Genomic DNA, 18,752 nt, shown 5'->3' on the forward strand with positions numbered 1-18,752 from the left:
TAATAAGGAAATGAAACCTTAAGGAGAGATTGAAATGGGAAAGTTTTTCGGAACAGATGGTGTGAGAGGGGTTGCCAATAAAGAATTAACGCCAGAATTAGCATTTAAACTTGGTAGATTTGGTGGATACGTGCTTACAAAGGAAACAACAAAACCAAAAATTCTAATTGGTCGAGATACTCGAATTTCGGGGCATATGTTAGAAGGGGCGTTAGTAGCAGGTTTATTATCAATAGGAGCAGAAGTTATGCGATTAGGTGTAATCTCGACTCCTGGAGTAGCGTTCTTAACGAAGGCTCTAAGTGCAGATGCAGGGGTTATGATTTCTGCATCCCATAACCCAGTAGAAGACAATGGTATTAAGTTTTTCGGCTCAGATGGTTTTAAGCTTCTTGACAGTCAAGAAGCTGAAATAGAGAAGCTACTCCACTTGGAAGATAATATGGAGGATGACCTCCCAAGACCGGTCGGTGCGGACATTGGGCAGGTAAATGATTACTTTGAGGGTGGACAGAAATATCTCCAATTTTTAAAGCAAACGATCGCTGGAGATCTTTCAGGACTTCATATTGTGTTAGACTGTGCCCATGGTGCTGCATCTCCATTGGCAGCGCATCTGTTTGCTGATTTAGAAGCAGAACAAATCTGTACGATAGGATCTTCTCCAAATGGAGTAAATATAAACGATGGAGTAGGATCTACGCATCCTGATATACTAGCTTCTGTTGTTCTTGAGAAAAATGCAGACATTGGTCTTGCCTTTGACGGAGATGCGGACAGATTAATCGCTGTTGACGAAAAAGGTAATGTGATAGATGGCGACCAAATTATGTTTATTTGTGCGAAATATATGAAGGAACAAGGTCGTCTAAAGCATAATACTGTTGTTACAACGGTAATGAGTAACCTAGGTTTTTACAAAGCATTAGAGCAAAATAATATCGATACAGCCCAGACTGCTGTAGGTGACCGATACGTAATGGAAGAGATGCGTAAAGGTGGATACAATCTTGGTGGAGAGCAATCAGGGCACATTATTTTCCTGGACTATTCAACGACAGGAGATGGTTTGTTAACAGGTATTCAGCTATGCAGTATTGTAAAGGCTACTGGGAAGCCACTATCGGAGTTAGCAGCTGAAATGCCTAAGTATCCGCAAAAACTTGTAAATGTTCGAGTTGCAGATAAGCATGCACTTACAAACAATGAAGTAATTGCAGCGGAAATAGATCAGGTTGAAGCAGAAATGCAAGGAGAAGGCAGAATTTTAGTTCGTCCATCAGGTACAGAACCACTTGTACGTGTCATGGCAGAAGCACCTACGGAAGAAATGTGTAACAAATATGTGGAAAAGATCGTCAATGTTGTGAAAAGAGAATTAGGATCTATCGAATAGGTAAAAGTTTTATGCATGAATAGCACATAAATGTTATTCATGCATATTTTAATTTTAAGAAATGTAAGTATTAGTAAGTTTTAAGGAGGTGATGAAGGATAAACAATTGTAAAAAATTAGGATTGACCTTATTTCTTACGATGTAGTATGATAAGTAAGATTCAAAAATAAGGAAGGAGGATAGAAGAGAAAAAATAGTTTTACTATAATAAGCGCCTGGACTATCCAACGGACGGACAAATGGATAGTTGACGAGGAGGAGGATTATCGAGAGTTTCGGCGGATACCTCCCGGTTGAATCATCACAACCGAAAGCAATTACCTAAAACGAAGAGGTGACTTTTCGAACAAAAGTAATTGTATTGTTGATAAATTCAAAACCAATACTATTTATAAAGAGTGGGGCAAGAATGCCCCAAAGGCATTTCTTGCCCTGCTGAGGGAGGAAATGTATATGTGTGGAATCGTTGGATATATAGGAACGGAAGATGCGAAAGAAATTTTGTTACGAGGATTAGAGAAATTAGAATATAGAGGGTATGACTCTGCTGGGATAGCACTTGTAAATGATGAAGGAGTTCATGTTTATAAAGAAAAAGGACGTATTGCTACATTACGTGACGTTGTGGATTCTAGTGAAGAAGGATCAGTTGGTATAGGTCATACTCGCTGGGCAACTCATGGACCACCTAGTAAAGTAAACGCACATCCACACCGTAGTGTAACAGAGCGTTATACAATGGTGCATAACGGAGTCATTGAGAATTACGAGCAATTGCGACGAGAATATCTTGCAAATGTAGAGATGATAAGTGACACAGATACAGAAATCGTTGTTCAGCTTATTGATCGATTTGCGAAAGAGGGAAGTAGTACAGAAGAAGCTTTCCGAAAAGTGTTAAGCCTATTGAAAGGTTCTTACGCAATCGCATTGCTTGATAATAATGATGCGGAAACAATTTATGTAGGAAAAAATAAAAGTCCATTACTTGTTGGTTTAAGCGATGGAGTAAATGTTGTTGCTAGTGATGCAATGGCAATGCTTCATGTGACGAACGAGTTTGTTGAATTAATGGATAAAGAAATTGTTGTCGTTACTCGTGACAATGCAACGATTAAATCATTAGATGGCGATGTTATTTCCCGTGATTCCTATATTGCAGAGCTAGATGCTAGTGATATTGAAAAGGGAACATACCCTCACTATATGTTGAAAGAAATTGACGAGCAACCATATGTTATTCGTAACATTATCTCAAAATATAAAACAGATGATGAAACAATCAAGCTTGAAGAAGACATTCGTCAAGCTATGTTAGATGCAGACCGAATATATATTATCGCTGCGGGAACGAGTTATCATGCGGGATTAGTTGGTAAACAGTTAATTGAACGTATTGCTAACAAGCCAGTAGAAACTCATATCGCAAGTGAATTCTTATATAACATGCCGTTATTAAGTGAAAACCCACTCTTTATATTTATTTCACAAAGTGGAGAAACTGCAGACAGCCGTGGCGTATTAGTAGCTGTGAAAGAACTAGGCTACAAGACGTTAACTATTACGAACGTTCCTGGTTCTACATTATCCAGAGAAGCGGATCACACGTTACACACGTATGCTGGGCCTGAAATCGCAGTTGCTTCAACAAAAGCATATACAGCTCAAATGGCTGTATTAGCAATTCTTGCTGTAGATACAGCAAAAGCAGCAGGTATTACAATGAACTTTGATCCTCTCCAAGAGCTTGCGATCGTAGCAAACGCAATGGAGACGTTAACGGATAAAAAAGATGTGATGGAGCAAATTGCTCGTGATTATTTAAGTGTTAGTAGAAACTGCTTCTTTATTGGTCGTGCTGCTGACTATTATGTATGTCTTGAAGGAGCATTAAAGCTTAAAGAGATTTCATATATTCAAGCGGAAGGTTTTGCAGGTGGAGAATTAAAGCATGGTACCATTGCGTTAATTGAAGATGGAACACCTGTAATTGGAATTGCAACGCAAGAGCATGTAAATCTAAGTATCCGTGGGAACATGAAGGAAGTTGTGGCTCGTGGCGCATCTCCTTGTATGATCAGCATGGAGGGTCAAGAGGAAGAAGACGATCAACTCGTGATTCCTCACGTGCATGAATACCTTACTCCATTAGTAAGTGTCATTCCGTTACAATTAATTTCTTATTACGCTGCATTGCACCGTGATTGCGACGTAGATAAACCAAGAAATTTAGCGAAGTCCGTAACGGTGGAGTAGTCGTTGAAATAGAAAATAAAATTTTTGTGGATTTAAAAGAAAGATGTACCGTTTTACCCCTTTAGATATGATTATCTAAAGGGGTATTTTTATGTCAAAACAAAAAGAACATCTGAGATTGAACTTATCCCCCTGCTAAATTCTCTTTCCTATTTCCCTGCTAAAAAGTTGGTTCCCATGCTAAAAAGTCGGTACCTACTGCTAAATAGTTGGTATCCGGAGCAGAAGGAAGAATGACGAAATAAGAGCAGGCGAACAATATGTACTCAATTAATAATCAATCGTAAAATCAATATCAATCAAGGCTGGATCCAATACGGGTTCAGTCTTTTTTCTTTTATCCAATCTACCTCTAATCCCTTTTCCAGTAAGGCCTTCAGTCGTTTCCCAATCCATAAATCAGTAGGATTTCCAATCTCTATTCAATTTGTTTCCTAACTGTAACACCATCCCAAAATTGCTACACTTCCCTTCTTTTCTCCTGTCTCTTTCCTCCATTTTGGGTACCAACTTTTTAACATTGTCAGAATATTCTATACAACTAGGAACGGAAAAAAGAGGGGGGAAACGGGGGTTTTGGGGAAGAACTTAATAACATTGCCTGTGGGTCTAAAAACGGCGAGAAGCCTTGGGGGAGAAGGGATGGGAAGGGGTTGGGGGAGAAACCGACAAAGTAACAGGTGCATAAATCCCTTGTCCAATAAGGGTTTCATCGGTATTTCAACTCTAGAACCGTAGGATATTCAATCTCTATTCAGTGTGTTTCCTAACTGTAAAACCATCCTAGTATAGCAGCATTTCCTTTCTTTTCTCCTAATTCTTCTCTCCATTACGGAACAACTTTTTAACATTGTCCGAATATTCCGTACAACCCAGAACAGAAAAAAGAGGGAAAAATGGCGAAAAAGAAGCCTTTTGAGGGAAGGACTATTTAGCATAATGGAATGAAGAAAAAAGGCGAGAAAAGAGGGGGAGGGCTTAGAGATGCAAGGGTTTGAGGGGAGTGAGGGAGGGCGAGGAGATGGGGAAAGACTTTTTAGCAGGGGAATATAGTAGAGGAAAGAAAAATGAAGAGAAAAGGGAAAAATCGTTTTTCATCAATCTCTTACTTAATAAAAAACAATATAGTTTAAAAATAATCTGTTTTTCTTCTCAGCATATCTAGTATATTGGTCTATATTCATGCAAAGGAATAATAATCTCTCCAGTTTGAATGGTAGAACAGGCTTCGACTTCTGGATAGATTCCTGGTTAGTGACAGTATGATTGAAAGTAAGGATAAAGCTATTCGTTCTAGGCTAAGTAAAGCAAGAAAGATAGAAGTTGAATTTCGTGTTAATCTGGATGAAATAGTAAGAGAAGATGAGAAAATGTTTAATACGTTGATACCAATAAAGAAGTAATTTACTGATTCCAATGGATCAATACAGAATGCCTTACGAAAGTATTATATCTTTGTTAACAAAACTGAATTTCCTAGAATAAATCAATATGAAAAGATTCATGCTAGGTGAGAATATAAGAGGAGTGAATACGGACACAAACATACCACCAGTTCACTAATCCTATATAACTAAAAAGCCCAGTTATGCATAAAATACTGCATATTTGGGCTTTTTGAAATATAAGGTTATGTCACTAACGCTCGCCGTTTGTGCCACAGCAGCGACAACGACCTGTAGTGAACGTTAAAGGAACGTGTAGTAGATAATTCCCGAAATCACTATCAGTGGAATAAAGAAAATACAAATAAACAGTAGAGACTTCTTATAAGCCTTGATATAAGAACGTATATTCATCCCCTTATCTTCATTTGTAGCTAATTCCATTGCTAAGTAGACAATGACTAGCAACGCTATTCCAATACCAATTACCCAACTGATTTCTACCACCTCCAGTTGTTGTGGAATTCTCCCCGTTAGAACCACAACGAAAAACGACAGATTATGATGCTATCGCAACCCCGTTTGTTAACTTCATTAATTTACAAATTGAAACCTTATTCAAATGATTCTGCAATAACAATTAAGCTCTCTTCATCTAAAGTAGCACCTGAATTTAATTCATACGTTAGCCCGTCATCTTCCCATTTGATTGTTGTTTCGTTTTCACGGCGAGAAATAAGAGCATTTTTGTCTTCTAACTTAATTTCTTCCCAATCGAAATTTTCACTATGAGATAACTCAACCTTGGATGCATAATAGTCAAACCCTTTTCCATTACTTGAACTGCCATGAACATGAGCAATCACTTGTTCCTCATCATGTGTAATTATATTAATTCCTCGTATTTTTATTTCTTCTGGAAAATAAGTAGGTTGTTTAATTTCAAATTCCAGCTCATTAAAACCTTCCTTTAAATCACTCTCACCGTACATTGTCTCATCAATTTCAACTGATTGAGTATCGAAATAAATATAAGTCCCAATTAAAAAAATAATGATACCGATGATGGAATATTTTTTCATGACTACCTCCTAAGAAGTGATTGAATCATTTATAGCTCTTCTCCCCGTTTAGTGCAATATGAATCCTAAAAAGCAATGTATAATTATAACTTTACATACAAAACATTCCAATACTAATTATACACTATTTACAGCCCTAAATTGCAGTAAACATGATGTCATTTTAAAAAGTATTGAAACTACGACGGTCTTTCAATACACATCCAATAGTGATTCAGTATATTTTGTACAGTAACTCTTCAATCTTGTATCCATTATTGCTCAGTTATTACTCATCGTATTATTCCAGATTTTCCTCAACCTCTTTTCAGAGTGATACCCAACTGTAACCACCATGCCAAAATTACTATACTTCCAATCTGTTGATAAGAAAAGGTAGAACTAGAATAGACCATATTAAACGTCATTAAACGTCGCTTCAATCCACAGCGATTGTCGTCCGTTAGAGGGACATTACTTTATTCAGTCAGAGACATTGTAGTCTTGCCTGTCCTGTTGTAGCTTGCTACTAGAGGTTAATTGTGGATACTGGGAGGAAAATGAAAGTCCTTACAATATCAAATTACCATTTCCAGTTTTACCCACCTACTATATAATTAGTTTAACTATTATTAGATTATTCTAGTAACTATCTTCCCGATAAGGAAGAGAATCAAGATGAAACAATAAGTTTTTCGAATTGGAACGATAATAAAAGAGGTGGCATATTGAAGAACTATTATTGGATTGTAAGTGCGATAGTTAACTATGTGTTAGGAATCGTATTTGTTATTCCCGGTGGATTCTTGTTTATTTTTATCCTCTATCTGTTGGAAGAGACAGTGGGGTGGGTAATAGATCCCACTTTGGAGCCGGATTTTCTACTAGGGGCGTTGTTTTTTGCAACAATAACTGGTCTTTTCTATTTTCCTATTTTAATTGTAGTTAATGTCTTTATATATAAGCGACTACTTGCTAAGAAGTATTTGTATTATCTATTTGTTGTTCTCTTTTTGGCATTGGGTGTTTTTTCGTTTCTCTATTACAAACAGTAATTAAGAAACCAATAGATTTAATGCGATTAGACTTTGAAAGGATTAGTAAGATCAAACCAGAGGAGGTTGCTACCATAGCTAAGTTTTCAGGAACGTGGGATACTACAAAAAAAAACCCCAGCAACTTCATAAATAGTTATTTCCATTTTAATTCCACCTCGTATATAATAATATTATACATAGATATTCTAGGTATTCTAACTTAAAAAGAGTAGTGAAATTCTCTAGAAATAGTGGAAAAATAATGATGTGACCATGAAATCAGGAAATTTATTCTTGTGATGGGAGTGGAATATAGAATGAGTTTCATAAAAGGGGGAGGATTCTTACATTGAGGAAGCACAGTGACTTTGAAAAGTAGCAATGATACCATAAAAGTTTCCATACATGAAGGTGCTTCACTACAGGAACATGAGATCCATATTCGATGGGAAAATGATGAAGAAGCAACGATTAACATACTAGATGTGTATGTTATTTCATTTAATAAAAGTAATAGTTTGTTGGAGAAGTCGTTCAAGGTTGTTGAGTAACAAGTGCTATTTAATTTCTAATAGAGCTGCGATAAATGAAGCGAAAAGAGATTAGAGGTGTTTCACATGGAGAACTCTTATGAGGAAGAGAAAGACAATAGACTTAGGAAAGAAACTATAAAGAAAACCTATAAAGGATGTTTCATAGGATTTATAGCAGCAACATGTGCTTTACTCGTTTTAATCTCAATTCCAATCGTTATATGGGGAATGAAAGTATACGAAGAACTAAATGAAGAAACAGTCTTGCTAATAAGTGAGTCACCTAATTCCACCAATACAATAGAAGTTGTTGAAAAAGGGTATGTTGGGGGTGAAACGGATTCTAAAGTCATTATTAAATCTCAGGGTAACTCCATTGAACGGAGGGTTTTAAATGACGGATACAGACTTGAATCATCCAATGTAATAGTGGAATGGAAAAATGAACAGGAAGCATATATTACCCTTTATGGAAAGAAACAAGAGCCGGAGATAATAGCATTTAAAGAATCTGAACTTGAAACTCCTTTTAAAGTTTTGGAATAATAACGAAGTGGAAACTACCACCACTTTTTTAGATTTCATGCAAGTAGTTAAGGAGACTGTGCTTGTAAGTCAATCTCCAAACAAGGTCACTACGAATGAAATAGGAGGATTATTTTGAATAAAACTGCGGTTATTGTCGGACCAATTGCTAATATTCTGTTTGGGTATATCCTAGCCAAATACGTTCTCATAGTATATCTATTGTTTTTTCTGTCATTTACGCAGCTAATTGGTTGGAATCTTGATCCAACTATGGAAGAAGGATTATTTTTTCCTATACTTGTCATTAGTCTCTTGGTCACAGCATTGTATTTTATACCGCTAACTCTGTTGAATATTAAAGTCTACCGAGTCCTTAAAGTTACAAAAGTAAACTACATCATGGGAGTAGTCTTACTGATAATTATTGGTGGGATAATAGGGTTTGACTTCGATAAATTTTAACGTGGGAGAGACGATGTATGAAACCTCATTTTTGGGTGCTAAGTGCGATCTTGAATTTTGTGTTAGGAATAGCTTTTCATTATTTTCATATTTCCTTATATTTATATTTGTCTGTTGCTTACGTATCGGAAGCTGTTTTTGGAATAATTATAGATTCTATGTTAGAACCAGACTTCTTTATAATGGCATTTCTTATTGCTTTTCTACTATGTCTCTTTTATATTCCTATATCAATCTTGCTAAATGTTTTTGTATATAAAAAATTACTTTCAAAGAAATATTTGTATGTCCTTTTTGCCTTATTCTTTTGGTGTCTCGGGTTTGTTTACTATGTTTATGATAAATTGTAGTTTGTTACCAAGAAAGCTAGGGAACATTATAGGAATTTATTGAAACATATATATTTGGTCGAACTATTTGAAGCACCACAGGATCGGGATATTAAGCTATTTATAGGAAAAACGTATGATTTTTAAGGAGAGGAAAGATGATGGGTATGTTAAAAGAAGACTTCCCTATCTTAACGCACATTGTCTACTATAAGAAATGGGGCATGATATGATTGATCGAAGTTTCGTTCATGGTGTTGGAGTTATTCTACTTATTATTTATATTGTGTTTGATCTTGTAAAAAACAAAAAGAGGAAAGAACTTTTGCTTCGGAGGGTAGTTTTTTATAGTTTTCTCTATTACCTTATCAATTTGATAAATCTAACAATCTTCCCTATTGATCCATACAATTTTGGGTTTATTTTAGATACACAACTTATTCCGTTTTACTTTGTATATGAGTCGTTTACTTATGGTTTGGATATGGCGTATGTTAATAATTTGTTAATGTTGCTCCCTCTTGGGATATACATCCCATTACTTTTCCCACGTTTTAGAAAACTGTCTTATACGCTAATGATATGTTTTCTATTTTCTCTTTCAATAGAAGTAACACAATTGATATTGAATCAAACTTGGGGAGTAATGCGACAGTTTAATGTAGACGACTTAATTTTAAATACAGCTGGTGCAGCTATTGGTTTCGTTGGTTACAAGTTAAGTTGGTTAGTATTAAAGAAGAACAACATTCCTTTTGATCAATCAGGGCACGGTAGGCTGACTTAAGCCATCTTATACTCTATTCAGTTTGTTTCCTAACTGTAAGACCTGCCCAATCATACACATTTTTACTTAACTTAATATCAATATGAACACTATGTATAATACCCTTTAAAAAGATGTCTAATGGCCAGGATTTAAGATATTAATCCATAGCAAAAGACTAAATAATCAAATGAGTAGATGTTGAATTATCAAGAGATGGTTAACCAATCTAATTTTCAATCAAAAACAATCCTGAGCCAATCGTTTTACTCCAATTTTTATTATCCGATCAAGTTGATATCCTCACTGTATAGGTCGTACGATTTGCATTCCTTCATAATGAAGTTATCTATTAAAATTCAGTATCATTTTGTCTAAAAGGTTATTAAAATGTAGTAAAATTAAAACAAGGACAATAGTTGTTGCGGAATAAATATTAAGAATGATTGATTTAGAAAGAACAGTAAACGGATTGAAAGGGTAGATTTATGTATACTATAGGACGGTTTTCGAAAATATGTAATGTACCGGTAAAAACATTAAGGTATTATGATGACATTGATTTACTAAAACCCTCATACATAGACTATGAAACGAATTATCGCTACTATGATTATGACAAAATGGAAGCTGTTAAAATAATAATGCTTTTAAAGAGTTTGGATATTCCATTAGCAGATATTAAGAAAATAATAGTGAGTGCTGATCAAATACAGTGGAATAACATTTTTGAACAAAAAATTTCTGAACTAGAAAAGCAAAAAGAACAAATAACTAGAGAAATAGAAGAAATCAAACACTTGAAATTACAAAGCAATGCAAATGGTTGGATTATTCAGGGGCGTATTTTATCTGAGTGCTTTTTTGAAAATCGGGAGGAGACATTAGTTTATACTCTCCGTAGAAAAATTAAGATTCAATATGTGGATATGCTTGTCAAAAATTTATATGATCAAGTTTATGCTTTTAATCTTGAAGTAAATGGCCACCTCATGGCTATATTTCATGATAGAAATTTGAAGGATAAAGAGGCTGATGTAGAAATGCTAATACCGGTAAAAAATTCAAATGACATAGACGGATGCAAAATAATAGCGAAAGGGAATTATGCCTGCGTTTCAGTTAAAGGCCCATACACAGAGTTGGCGGCAGGATATGACGCACTGAAATTGTGGATTGTTCAGGAGAACCTGACTCAAAATGGAGATATGATAGAAATATACGAAAAGGGACTTATTCCTGCCAATTTGGATTTACGGAATTTGCGACCAGATTTAACGAGACATCCAGCAGACTTTATTACCAAAATATGTGTACCTGTTCATTAGTATTATGTAAGTATATTTTTTATAAAAACTAGCTAAACTCTCCACCTACTGGAGGGTTTATTATTTTTACTATAACCAGAAATTTTGAAAAATTAAGGAGGAAGTGATTATGTACCATCCGAGATTGAAAGGGGATCCGTACGAGGCGGGTAAAAATTATGCGGAAATTCTTTATAAAAATGGGTTTCGATTCCCTCAAGTAACGGAAGAACAGTTAAATTACGGTAAATTATCCATCCCTATTTTGACTGAGTTTGATGCAGATATTGTAAAAGAAATTCAAGGCTTTGCTGATGGTTGTCATGCTTCATTTGAAGAAGTAAGTTCATTTCTATTAAGTATAGGAGTTTTCGGACAGTCCAGCCAATGTAGTATTTTTGCAGCATTTAATGGGAGTGAAGTCATCATTGGACGCAATTATGATATGCTCTTTAGTTTGAAAAATATAACTGAATCGTCTTTAGTTTGTTTGAAGGATAAAAATAAATATCTAGGTCACTCCGATTGTTTTATTGGAAAAGTGGATGGCATTAACGAACACGGTCTCTTTGTAGGTATTACAGCGGTTCCTCATGAAGGAAAGAAACCTGGTTTAAACTTTTATTTTGCATGTAAAAAAATCCTGGAAAATTGTTGTAATGTAGAAGAAGGAATGGAAGTTTTAAAAAGATTTCCAAGTTCAGTTGCAAATAATTACTTATTGGCTGATCCATCTGGAAGCATGGTGGTGGTAGAAGTAACACCTACTTCTTTCCAAGTTCGCCTGCCCAATAGCAATTATATTCATTGTACAAACCATCATATGGGTGCAGCCATTGTAGAGAACTGGAATTGGAGCAAATCTATAGAGCGTTTTCAAACTTTAGATAGAGTTCTTGCAGAAAATGTTCATATTATGGAACTTTCCATTGCTCAATCCATCATGTCAGATACGAAGGGTCATGTCTGTTTAAATGTAAGGGAACATCAATTTGGAACGCTTTTTTCGGTAGTAGCCAACTTAAATACATTAGAATTAACTAGAGCTGAAGGACAGCCGAATAAAGCAAAATATAGAACAGATCAGAGAATGATAGATGCTATTTTAAAAGAAAAGAAACAAAACATTATTCGATAGAATGAATGGAAGGATGTTAGAAGTGAAAGGAGTTAAAGCCTATTACTCATTTATTGAAGGTAGCAGTCACGATATTGGGAGAATGCAAGGTGAGGAAATAAAAAAGACTCCTGATGGAATAAATAGAATGGAGAAGAAAGAGCTGGCGAATCAATAGTAGTCAATCAAAGAGAAATAGTATAAATTGTCTTATTACAGGCTGGATTCATTATGGATTCAGTCCTTACTTGTTGTCTAAATATACTAACTATTTAAAATTATTCTTTACATACATAATTGAATATTGCATAATATTAGTAAATAGTAATAATTACGATTTGTAAAAGATAGAACTGTACTTTAAATATCATTCACGAGGAGGCCGATACATGGATATTCAATTACTTCCTTTAGATAGTCAGGATAAAGAATTGGTTTACACTCTTTACAATGATGAAAATATTATTAAAAATGCGGTGTTAGGGAGCTGGAAGCCTCATAGTATAGAGTATGCTGAAACTAGAATTGAACGTTGGAATAGCGATGACAAGCAACAACATTTTAAGATCGCTCATAACGGAGAGGGAGTTGGTTTAGCTCAAATATATCAAATAAATCCAGTGAATCGAAAGTGTGTGTTAGGCATTTTAATTTTAAGTAAGTATCAAAGTGCAGGGGTTGGTCAAAATGTTCTAACAACATTGATTGATGTGTGTTTTCAACAGTTAAATTTACGTAAGATAGAGGTTTCCATATTAAGTTATAATGATAAATCGATTCGATTAGTTGAGAAAAATCAATTTAAGAAAGAAGGTGTTTTGAGAAAGTCAGTGTTTAAAGATGGGACTTACTATGATGTCTATCTTTACGGACTATTAAAAGAAGAAATTGGTTTATTAGATAAGAGATAAAGTAATTGTCTGCAGTTTCTAAATTTCAGTAGGATAATATACCTTATAAAACGTAATGATTACTATTATCATAAACTCATAACATCAGTGGAGGATGATAAAGTGGCACATCTATTAATGATTGAAAGCTGGGTAGGAGCAAGTGGTAATCTGCTTCCTCCCTTATTAAATACCTTAGGGCATACGTATACATTTGTGACTCGAAAGCCCGAACATTATCAGAGTTCGCTCAGTACAGAGAAGCATCCAGTGTTTCGTTATGCTTACAACGTAATAGAAACCGAAACAAATGACATTCCAGGTTTGATTTCAAGTCTACGTTCTAGTCGTTTTGATGGTGTCATTACGGTTTGTGATTACTATATTGAAACGGTAAGAGAAGTTGCAAAGCACCTTAACATTCCTTGTCCATTTCCTGCGGAAGTAAAAACAGTACGGCATAAACATCTTATGCGACAAGCACTGGATAAAGCGCACCTTACCAATCCGAAATATAACCTAGCTCAAAGTTGGGATGAAGTAAAAAAAGCTGCAGAGATGATTGGTTATCCGCTAGTGATAAAGCCTGTCGATCTTGCATCGAGTGCATATGTAAGTTTCATTCAGAATGTGAAAGATTTAGAAAAGGCTTATCAAGCACTTGAAGATTTCCCGCTGAATTTTAGAGAACAGGAAAGAGACTGCACCTATTTGTTAGAAGAATTCATGAAAGGTGAAGAGGTAAGTGTGGAAAGCGTCTCATACAATGGTGAGACTACAATTTTAGGTGTTACTGATAAATCAATTACTGGAACACCTTATTTCATTGAGAGTGGTCACATGTTCCCAACCCAACTTAGTGAAAAAACGCATACTGTGGTTACACAATTTGTTCGTGATTCACTGAAAGCTGTAGGTTTTGACCATGGCATTGCCCATACTGAAGTGAAAATTACAGATAAGGGACCACGTATTGTCGAAATTAATCCTAGAACTGCTGGTAACTACATAGTAGAACTTATCCAACGAGTGACAGGCATTGATTTATTGGAAGCATTTGTTAATCTTGCTTTAGGAAAGAAACCTGAGATTACATCAAAGGATAGTGGTATTGCTAGTGCGGCTGTGATGTTTATTGTCCCTCCTCAAAGTGGAACAATTTCCCAGCTTAAGGGGATTGAATCGCTTAAGTCGGATGAACATATTGCACGCTATAAGGTTGAAAGCTGTATAGGAAAACATATTGCTCCTCCTATTGATAACGCCTGCTACCTAGGGCATGTGATCACACAAGATACAGAGGGGTTAAATGCTAGACTGTATGCAGAAAAAGCTATTAATCGCATTACTTTAAGTTTTGATAAAGAGGAATGAATATGAAGCAAATGAAAACAATTCCTTTAACTTTAGTGTCTGATTTACATAAAGCCATTTTAGAAGGCAAACTAGGCCCTAAGCCAGACACGTTAACGGTCACTGGAGCTTCATATATTTACCAAACGACTCAGTTCCCATCTTCAAAGACTAAATATCACAATTATTATCTGCTAATGAGAGTGGAATCCTATTTTGGTGCGTGCTCTCATGCACCAGATCAACTAGATATGGAAGCAGCAGAACAGTTGTCAGGACTTACTGTTGGTACAGTGTTACGAGACAAAAGGCTTCCCGTACAAATTGCAGCAATGGATGGATATCTTGGTGTAGTACATTCACACCAAAGTTTTTGTGATAAAGTAGTTAATCTTTCTGCAGGAACTCCAATTGAAAGAGCAAAGCTACGTGATGCACTAATTGCTGATGCAGCTAATATTAAAGCATCTCAAAAAGTGGCGCTTATCGGAGTCGTCAATCCTTTAGTAGAGGCAATTAAACAACGTGGTGGAGTTTGTTTACCTTGTGATTTATCACTAACAGAAACTCAATGGGGAGAAGCGATTGAAAGAGATATGGAAAAAGTCCTTGATCAAGCTGACAATGTCATCTGTACTGCAATGACTTTAAGCAATGGTACATTTGATCGAATTTTGACAAGAGTAAGACAAAAACAGGTTCCTTTAACGGTATATGCACAAACTGGGAGTGCTGTCATTGCACAATTTATGAACAATGGTGTGTCCGCACTTGTTGCAGAGCCTTTTCCTTTTTCTCAGTTTAGTGCTTCTGTATCAGAAGTCTATTGCTATACAAGGAGAAAGGGGAACGAAGATGTCAATTAATTTGAAAACAGATACTAAAAACTTTTTACATGATAATCCAGCTCTCTATTCAGCTTTTAATGGTGACTATCATCAAAGTATGGCGAAGTTTATGCATAAGCTTTTAACAGAATATAACGGAGGGAAAAAAGTTCTGGATATTGGCTCAGGACTAGGTCGTGAAGTTGCCTATCTAAATAGTGTGGAATATGAAGCTACCGGTTTAGATAACTCTAAAGAAATGTTTTCCTGGGCGAAGGAGCACTACCCTGATTCTCCATTTGTATTTGGCGATCAAGTAGATTTTTCACTTAACGAGAAAGAGGGGCAACGCTGGCTTTCAGAAGATCTGTTGGATCAGACCGTTTTTGAAGATATGGTTGTTACTCTAAAAACACGCTTTAGTATTGATCTTGCAAGTCAAATGTTAGAGCGCAGCTATAGTTGCTCGGTGACAGGCTATGAGCCTATTTTGGAACATGTAAGACATCGTCTATTTTTCCCGCAAGAGTTAGTACATTATCTCTCAAATTCAGGTTTTCGCTTATTACAGCTCTTTGATCAACCATCACCACATGTTAAAAAGTATTCCCTACATACTCCTTTGGCATTTAGCACTGATATGCAAGGAACACGAATGCAAGTGGTTGCGCAAGCAATATAGGATAATCTATGGCTAAATCGTCTAGAAAGGAACGCCGTGGTTTATTAATCCTTCTTTTCTTCACTTTCTTCATGGTAGTGGGCTTTGGGATGATCATGCCATTGATTGTTGGTCATTATGTAAATGCCATGGGCTTTTCAGCGACAGCAGTAGCAATCGCTCTCGCAACGAGACAATTCTCGCAGCAAGGACTAGCGTTGGTTGGAGGAGCGCTAGCCGACCGCTTTGAACTAAGAATGCTGATCAGTATTGGCGTATTATTACGTTCGGTCGGCTTTGTTACATTGGCGTTTGCAAGTGATTACTCTATTCTTTTAGTTGCGATGATTGTTATTGGCCTCGGTGGAGTATTGTTTGAGATGCCTTATCAGACCGCTATAGCAACCTTAACGAATAGTGAAAATCGCTCCCGGTACTATTCTTTAAACAATACAGTAACGGGTATCGCAAGTACAGTAGGGCCGCTCTTGGGGGTATTATTATTGAGTTTTGACTTTAAAATCGTTTGTATAGGGGCTGCGATTTGTTTTATGGTAACCTTTGTTATTTCTCGTTTTGCGATGCCGCCAATTACTCGTACGGAGCCTTCGTATTCTGTAAAAGATTCGATTAAGGCTGTGGCAAATGATCGACCATACTTGATGTTTACATTTTTTATGATTATTTTTTGGCTAGCAGCTTCGCAGATTAACATTATTTTTCCGCTGCAAATTCAAGAGATTTCAGGAAGTGCCGGAAGTGTAGGAGTAATGTTTGCAGTTTATGCAGCTGTCACAGCGGTCTTGCAATATCATCTTGTATCTTTACTGTTACGCAAATATTCTTCTCTTCAGAGTGTAGTAATGGGAATTTTTATTATTGCAATCGCACTACTACTTATAGCTTTTGTAGGGACAACTTTTATGTTTCTAGCCGTAGTCGTCCTGTTTACTTTGGGGATGCTCATAGCTAGGCCGAATCAGCAGACGATTGTCGTTAGTATAGCTGACCCAAAAGCAATAGGAATGTATTTAGGTGTAAACTCTTTAGGTTTTGCTCTTGGGAGCGGTATAGGTGCGATTATCGGAGGGATATTTTTTGATTTGTCTAAAAAGACAGGTTTACACATGCTCCCTTGGTTTTTCTTTAGCGTATTATCCATTGTCTCAATGCTTGGCTTTATGCACATGAAAAAAGTAAGTCAGTCGCAAGTTGCTATAAGTGAAAGAAAACATATAAATTAATGTACCAAAGTGAATTTGGTACTAGGAGGTTAACATGAAAAAGTTTTTATTTACTGTTTTAGTAATAGGGATAGTCGTTATAGTGTTGGGGTGCAGTAACTCGGATGCGATGAGTACAGAAACGGAAAATGATAATGATGAAAATCAAGAACTAGTTATTGTCGGTCAAGAAATTGCTACAAGTCTAGACCCTGTGGAACCACTCACGGCAAGCTATTTGCGAAGTGTAGGGGTTGCAGAAGCACTTTTTATAGTTAATTCAGAAGGGGAGGTTGAACCATCTCTTGCAAAAAGTGCAACAGAAATTGATGCTACAACTTGGGAAATAAAGTTAAGACCTAATATAGCATTTTGGAGCGGAAAAGCTATCGACGCAAATGCAGTAATTGCTTCTTTAGAACGTTCAAGATCACTTGATTTACAAGCTTTACCGTTCTTGGATGATCTTACTTTTCATGAAGTTGATGAATACACAATACAGGTAAAAACGACACGTGAACATCTGAATGTTCCACTTAATCTTTCATACTACCAAACTGTGATACATAATGCAGAGGCAAAGCAAGACTCGATAGAGACCATGGATTTCTCTGGTATGTATAAAGTAGTAGAATTTGATTCGAAACAAAAAATGGTACTGGAATTAAACGAGAATTATTGGGGAGAGAAGCCGAAAATTAATAGGATTATTCATGAAGAAATAAGTGATGGTCAAACGAGGGTACTGTCTGCACTAAATGGAAGTAGCCATGTGGCATTAAACATCCCTGTAACTAGTATGGATCAATTTAAAGATAATAAAGAGGTAGAAATAGTTGCTGCGCCAGCAGCAAATACTCAAACTATTTATTTGAATTTAAATCAACCTCAGTTTCAGGACGTTCGAGTAAGACAGGCACTTTCTTGGGCGTTAGATCGCGAAGAATTAGTGCTGCTGGGTGCAGAAGGACAGAGTACTCCTGTTACAACATGGTTAGGATCTAACCCAGCATTTGCAGAAGCTAAAAATGCGGTATATACCAAGTTTGATGCAGAAAAGGCATCACAGCTATTAGAAGAAGCTGGATGGGTGGAAGAAGCTGATGGGATTAGATATAAAGACGGAAATCCCTTAACGCTTCGTCTTATGACTTGGGGCGGTGATAAAGCGTTAGGAGAAACATTACAACATCAATGGACACGTATTGGGGTTAAAGCAGAGGTACAGCACGGTGATTATAGTTTAATCCAAACAGCTCGTGAGTCAGGGGAGTGGGATGCTTCTATTGAGGCATGGAGTACGTTTGGTGAACCACTTTCCTTATTATCAGGTCAATTTTCACCTGAAGGTAGCGGTAATTATGGTGGTTATAATGATGAAGTAACGAACGAGTTACTTGAGCAATTAGCTGAAGCATCTGATGAGGAAAATCGACATCAGCTAGCACTTAAGATCAATGAGAGAGTGGCAGAGCAAGCTCCCGTAATTTGTTTGTTTCCAAGGCCTCAAATCACTGCTGTAAGCAAATCACTTAATGGATTTGAGGAACATTTTAGACAATTTGAGAATGTAGTGAATGCAAACTTGTTATTTAGCTCCTCTCATTCGAATTAGTTGCA

The 18,752-nt window shown here is 36.2% G+C and carries 20 protein-coding genes; 19 read left to right on the top strand and 1 reads right to left on the bottom strand.

Features of this window, described 5'->3' with window-relative positions:
• The first annotated feature begins 34 nt into the window (after positions 1–34).
• The 4 genes from glmM to ACERII_RS04410 all read left to right on the top strand — a co-directional run bounded on the left by glmM (position 35) and on the right by ACERII_RS04410 (position 5,056).
• On the top strand, positions 35–1,396 hold the full coding sequence (glmM, locus tag ACERII_RS04395; RefSeq protein ID WP_373640349.1) for a phosphoglucosamine mutase: 1,362 nt from the start codon (positions 35–37) through the stop codon (positions 1,394–1,396).
• A gap of 454 nt (positions 1,397–1,850) precedes the next feature.
• Entirely contained in the window at positions 1,851–3,653 is a 1,803-nt protein-coding gene (glmS, locus tag ACERII_RS04400; RefSeq protein ID WP_373640351.1) for a glutamine--fructose-6-phosphate transaminase (isomerizing), read from the top strand.
• A 1,021-nt stretch (positions 3,654–4,674) separates the two neighbouring features.
• A complete protein-coding gene (locus ACERII_RS04405; protein WP_373640352.1) occupies positions 4,675–4,818 on the top strand; it encodes a hypothetical protein in 144 nt (47 codons plus the stop codon).
• A gap of 97 nt (positions 4,819–4,915) precedes the next feature.
• Complete coding sequence (locus ACERII_RS04410; protein ID WP_373640354.1) at positions 4,916–5,056, top strand: hypothetical protein; 141 nt, start codon at positions 4,916–4,918, stop codon at positions 5,054–5,056.
• A 596-nt stretch (positions 5,057–5,652) separates the two neighbouring features.
• Here ACERII_RS04410 and ACERII_RS04420 read toward each other — a convergent pair.
• Positions 5,653–6,120: a DUF4367 domain-containing protein gene (locus ACERII_RS04420; protein WP_373640356.1), complete on the bottom strand. Its 468-nt coding sequence runs from the start codon at positions 6,118–6,120 to the stop codon at positions 5,653–5,655.
• Between the two features lie 707 nt (positions 6,121–6,827).
• On the opposite strand from ACERII_RS04420, the gene ACERII_RS04425 reads away from it, so the two are divergent.
• The 15 genes from ACERII_RS04425 (at position 6,828) to ACERII_RS04495 (ending at position 18,747) form a co-directional block, all read left to right on the top strand.
• Complete coding sequence (locus ACERII_RS04425) at positions 6,828–7,154, top strand: hypothetical protein (RefSeq protein WP_373640358.1); 327 nt, start codon at positions 6,828–6,830, stop codon at positions 7,152–7,154.
• A gap of 344 nt (positions 7,155–7,498) precedes the next feature.
• On the top strand, positions 7,499–7,687 hold the full coding sequence (locus ACERII_RS04430; RefSeq protein ID WP_373640359.1) for a hypothetical protein: 189 nt from the start codon (positions 7,499–7,501) through the stop codon (positions 7,685–7,687).
• 66 nt (positions 7,688–7,753) lie between these two features.
• Positions 7,754–8,215, top strand: coding sequence for a hypothetical protein (locus ACERII_RS04435; protein WP_373640361.1), 462 nt, complete (start codon positions 7,754–7,756; stop codon positions 8,213–8,215).
• A gap of 114 nt (positions 8,216–8,329) precedes the next feature.
• Positions 8,330–8,659 (top strand): hypothetical protein, encoded by a 330-nt coding sequence (locus tag ACERII_RS04440; protein WP_373640362.1) that lies wholly within the window; start codon positions 8,330–8,332, stop codon positions 8,657–8,659.
• Positions 8,660–8,676: 17 nt separating this feature from the next.
• Positions 8,677–9,009 carry a hypothetical protein gene (locus tag ACERII_RS04445; RefSeq protein WP_373640363.1) on the top strand — a complete coding sequence of 111 codons (333 nt, stop codon included), beginning with the start codon at positions 8,677–8,679 and terminating at the stop codon, positions 9,007–9,009.
• A 208-nt stretch (positions 9,010–9,217) separates the two neighbouring features.
• Positions 9,218–9,775 (top strand): VanZ family protein, encoded by a 558-nt coding sequence (locus tag ACERII_RS04450; protein WP_373640365.1) that lies wholly within the window; start codon positions 9,218–9,220, stop codon positions 9,773–9,775.
• A 467-nt stretch (positions 9,776–10,242) separates the two neighbouring features.
• Positions 10,243–11,082, top strand: coding sequence for a MerR family transcriptional regulator (locus ACERII_RS04455; protein WP_373640366.1), 840 nt, complete (start codon positions 10,243–10,245; stop codon positions 11,080–11,082).
• A gap of 109 nt (positions 11,083–11,191) precedes the next feature.
• Positions 11,192–12,199, top strand: coding sequence for a C45 family autoproteolytic acyltransferase/hydrolase (locus ACERII_RS04460; protein WP_373640368.1), 1,008 nt, complete (start codon positions 11,192–11,194; stop codon positions 12,197–12,199).
• A gap of 22 nt (positions 12,200–12,221) precedes the next feature.
• Positions 12,222–12,356 (top strand): hypothetical protein, encoded by a 135-nt coding sequence (locus tag ACERII_RS04465; RefSeq protein WP_373640369.1) that lies wholly within the window; start codon positions 12,222–12,224, stop codon positions 12,354–12,356.
• 211 nt (positions 12,357–12,567) lie between these two features.
• Positions 12,568–13,089: a GNAT family N-acetyltransferase gene (locus ACERII_RS04470; protein ID WP_373640371.1), complete on the top strand. Its 522-nt coding sequence runs from the start codon at positions 12,568–12,570 to the stop codon at positions 13,087–13,089.
• Positions 13,090–13,191: 102 nt separating this feature from the next.
• Positions 13,192–14,442 carry an ATP-grasp domain-containing protein gene (locus ACERII_RS04475; RefSeq protein WP_373640372.1) on the top strand — a complete coding sequence of 417 codons (1,251 nt, stop codon included), beginning with the start codon at positions 13,192–13,194 and terminating at the stop codon, positions 14,440–14,442.
• Positions 14,443–14,444: 2 nt separating this feature from the next.
• Positions 14,445–15,287 (top strand): Rossmann-like domain-containing protein, encoded by an 843-nt coding sequence (locus tag ACERII_RS04480; protein WP_373640373.1) that lies wholly within the window; start codon positions 14,445–14,447, stop codon positions 15,285–15,287.
• Positions 15,277–15,930 carry a class I SAM-dependent methyltransferase gene (locus ACERII_RS04485; RefSeq protein ID WP_373640375.1) on the top strand — a complete coding sequence of 218 codons (654 nt, stop codon included), beginning with the start codon at positions 15,277–15,279 and terminating at the stop codon, positions 15,928–15,930. Before ACERII_RS04480 ends, ACERII_RS04485 begins: the two co-directional genes overlap by 11 nt.
• Positions 15,931–15,938: 8 nt before the next feature.
• The gene (locus ACERII_RS04490; protein ID WP_373640376.1) at positions 15,939–17,153 is read left to right on the top strand and encodes an MFS transporter; all 1,215 of its coding nucleotides are present in this window, start codon (positions 15,939–15,941) and stop codon (positions 17,151–17,153) included.
• Between the two features lie 34 nt (positions 17,154–17,187).
• Positions 17,188–18,747: an ABC transporter substrate-binding protein gene (locus tag ACERII_RS04495; protein ID WP_373640378.1), complete on the top strand. Its 1,560-nt coding sequence runs from the start codon at positions 17,188–17,190 to the stop codon at positions 18,745–18,747.
• Positions 18,748–18,752 lie beyond the last annotated feature (5 nt).

Source organism: Evansella sp. AB-rgal1 (assembly GCF_041820985.1).
Classification (GTDB): Bacteria; Bacillota; Bacilli; order Bacillales; family Salisediminibacteriaceae; genus Evansella.

What these genes read in the sequence shown, in the direction of transcription:
- ACERII_RS04405 (WP_373640352.1), top strand. Translation starts at nt 4,675, where the DNA reads ATGGGGAAAGACTTTTTAGCAGGGGAATATAGTAGAGGAAAGAAAAAT.
- ACERII_RS04445 (WP_373640363.1), top strand. Translation starts at nt 8,677, where the DNA reads ATGAAACCTCATTTTTGGGTGCTAAGTGCGATCTTGAATTTTGTGTTA.
- ACERII_RS04470 (WP_373640371.1), top strand. Translation starts at nt 12,568, where the DNA reads ATGGATATTCAATTACTTCCTTTAGATAGTCAGGATAAAGAATTGGTT.
- glmS (WP_373640351.1), top strand. Translation starts at nt 1,851, where the DNA reads ATGTGTGGAATCGTTGGATATATAGGAACGGAAGATGCGAAAGAAATT.
- ACERII_RS04435 (WP_373640361.1), top strand. Translation starts at nt 7,754, where the DNA reads ATGGAGAACTCTTATGAGGAAGAGAAAGACAATAGACTTAGGAAAGAA.
- ACERII_RS04485 (WP_373640375.1), top strand. Translation starts at nt 15,277, where the DNA reads ATGTCAATTAATTTGAAAACAGATACTAAAAACTTTTTACATGATAAT.
- ACERII_RS04490 (WP_373640376.1), top strand. Translation starts at nt 15,939, where the DNA reads ATGGCTAAATCGTCTAGAAAGGAACGCCGTGGTTTATTAATCCTTCTT.
- glmM (WP_373640349.1), top strand. Translation starts at nt 35, where the DNA reads ATGGGAAAGTTTTTCGGAACAGATGGTGTGAGAGGGGTTGCCAATAAA.
- ACERII_RS04480 (WP_373640373.1), top strand. Translation starts at nt 14,445, where the DNA reads ATGAAGCAAATGAAAACAATTCCTTTAACTTTAGTGTCTGATTTACAT.
- ACERII_RS04460 (WP_373640368.1), top strand. Translation starts at nt 11,192, where the DNA reads ATGTACCATCCGAGATTGAAAGGGGATCCGTACGAGGCGGGTAAAAAT.
- ACERII_RS04450 (WP_373640365.1), top strand. Translation starts at nt 9,218, where the DNA reads ATGATTGATCGAAGTTTCGTTCATGGTGTTGGAGTTATTCTACTTATT.
- ACERII_RS04455 (WP_373640366.1), top strand. Translation starts at nt 10,243, where the DNA reads ATGTATACTATAGGACGGTTTTCGAAAATATGTAATGTACCGGTAAAA.
- ACERII_RS04420 (WP_373640356.1), bottom strand. Translation starts at nt 6,120, where the DNA reads ATGAAAAAATATTCCATCATCGGTATCATTATTTTTTTAATTGGGACT.
- ACERII_RS04410 (WP_373640354.1), top strand. Translation starts at nt 4,916, where the DNA reads ATGATTGAAAGTAAGGATAAAGCTATTCGTTCTAGGCTAAGTAAAGCA.
- ACERII_RS04495 (WP_373640378.1), top strand. Translation starts at nt 17,188, where the DNA reads ATGAAAAAGTTTTTATTTACTGTTTTAGTAATAGGGATAGTCGTTATA.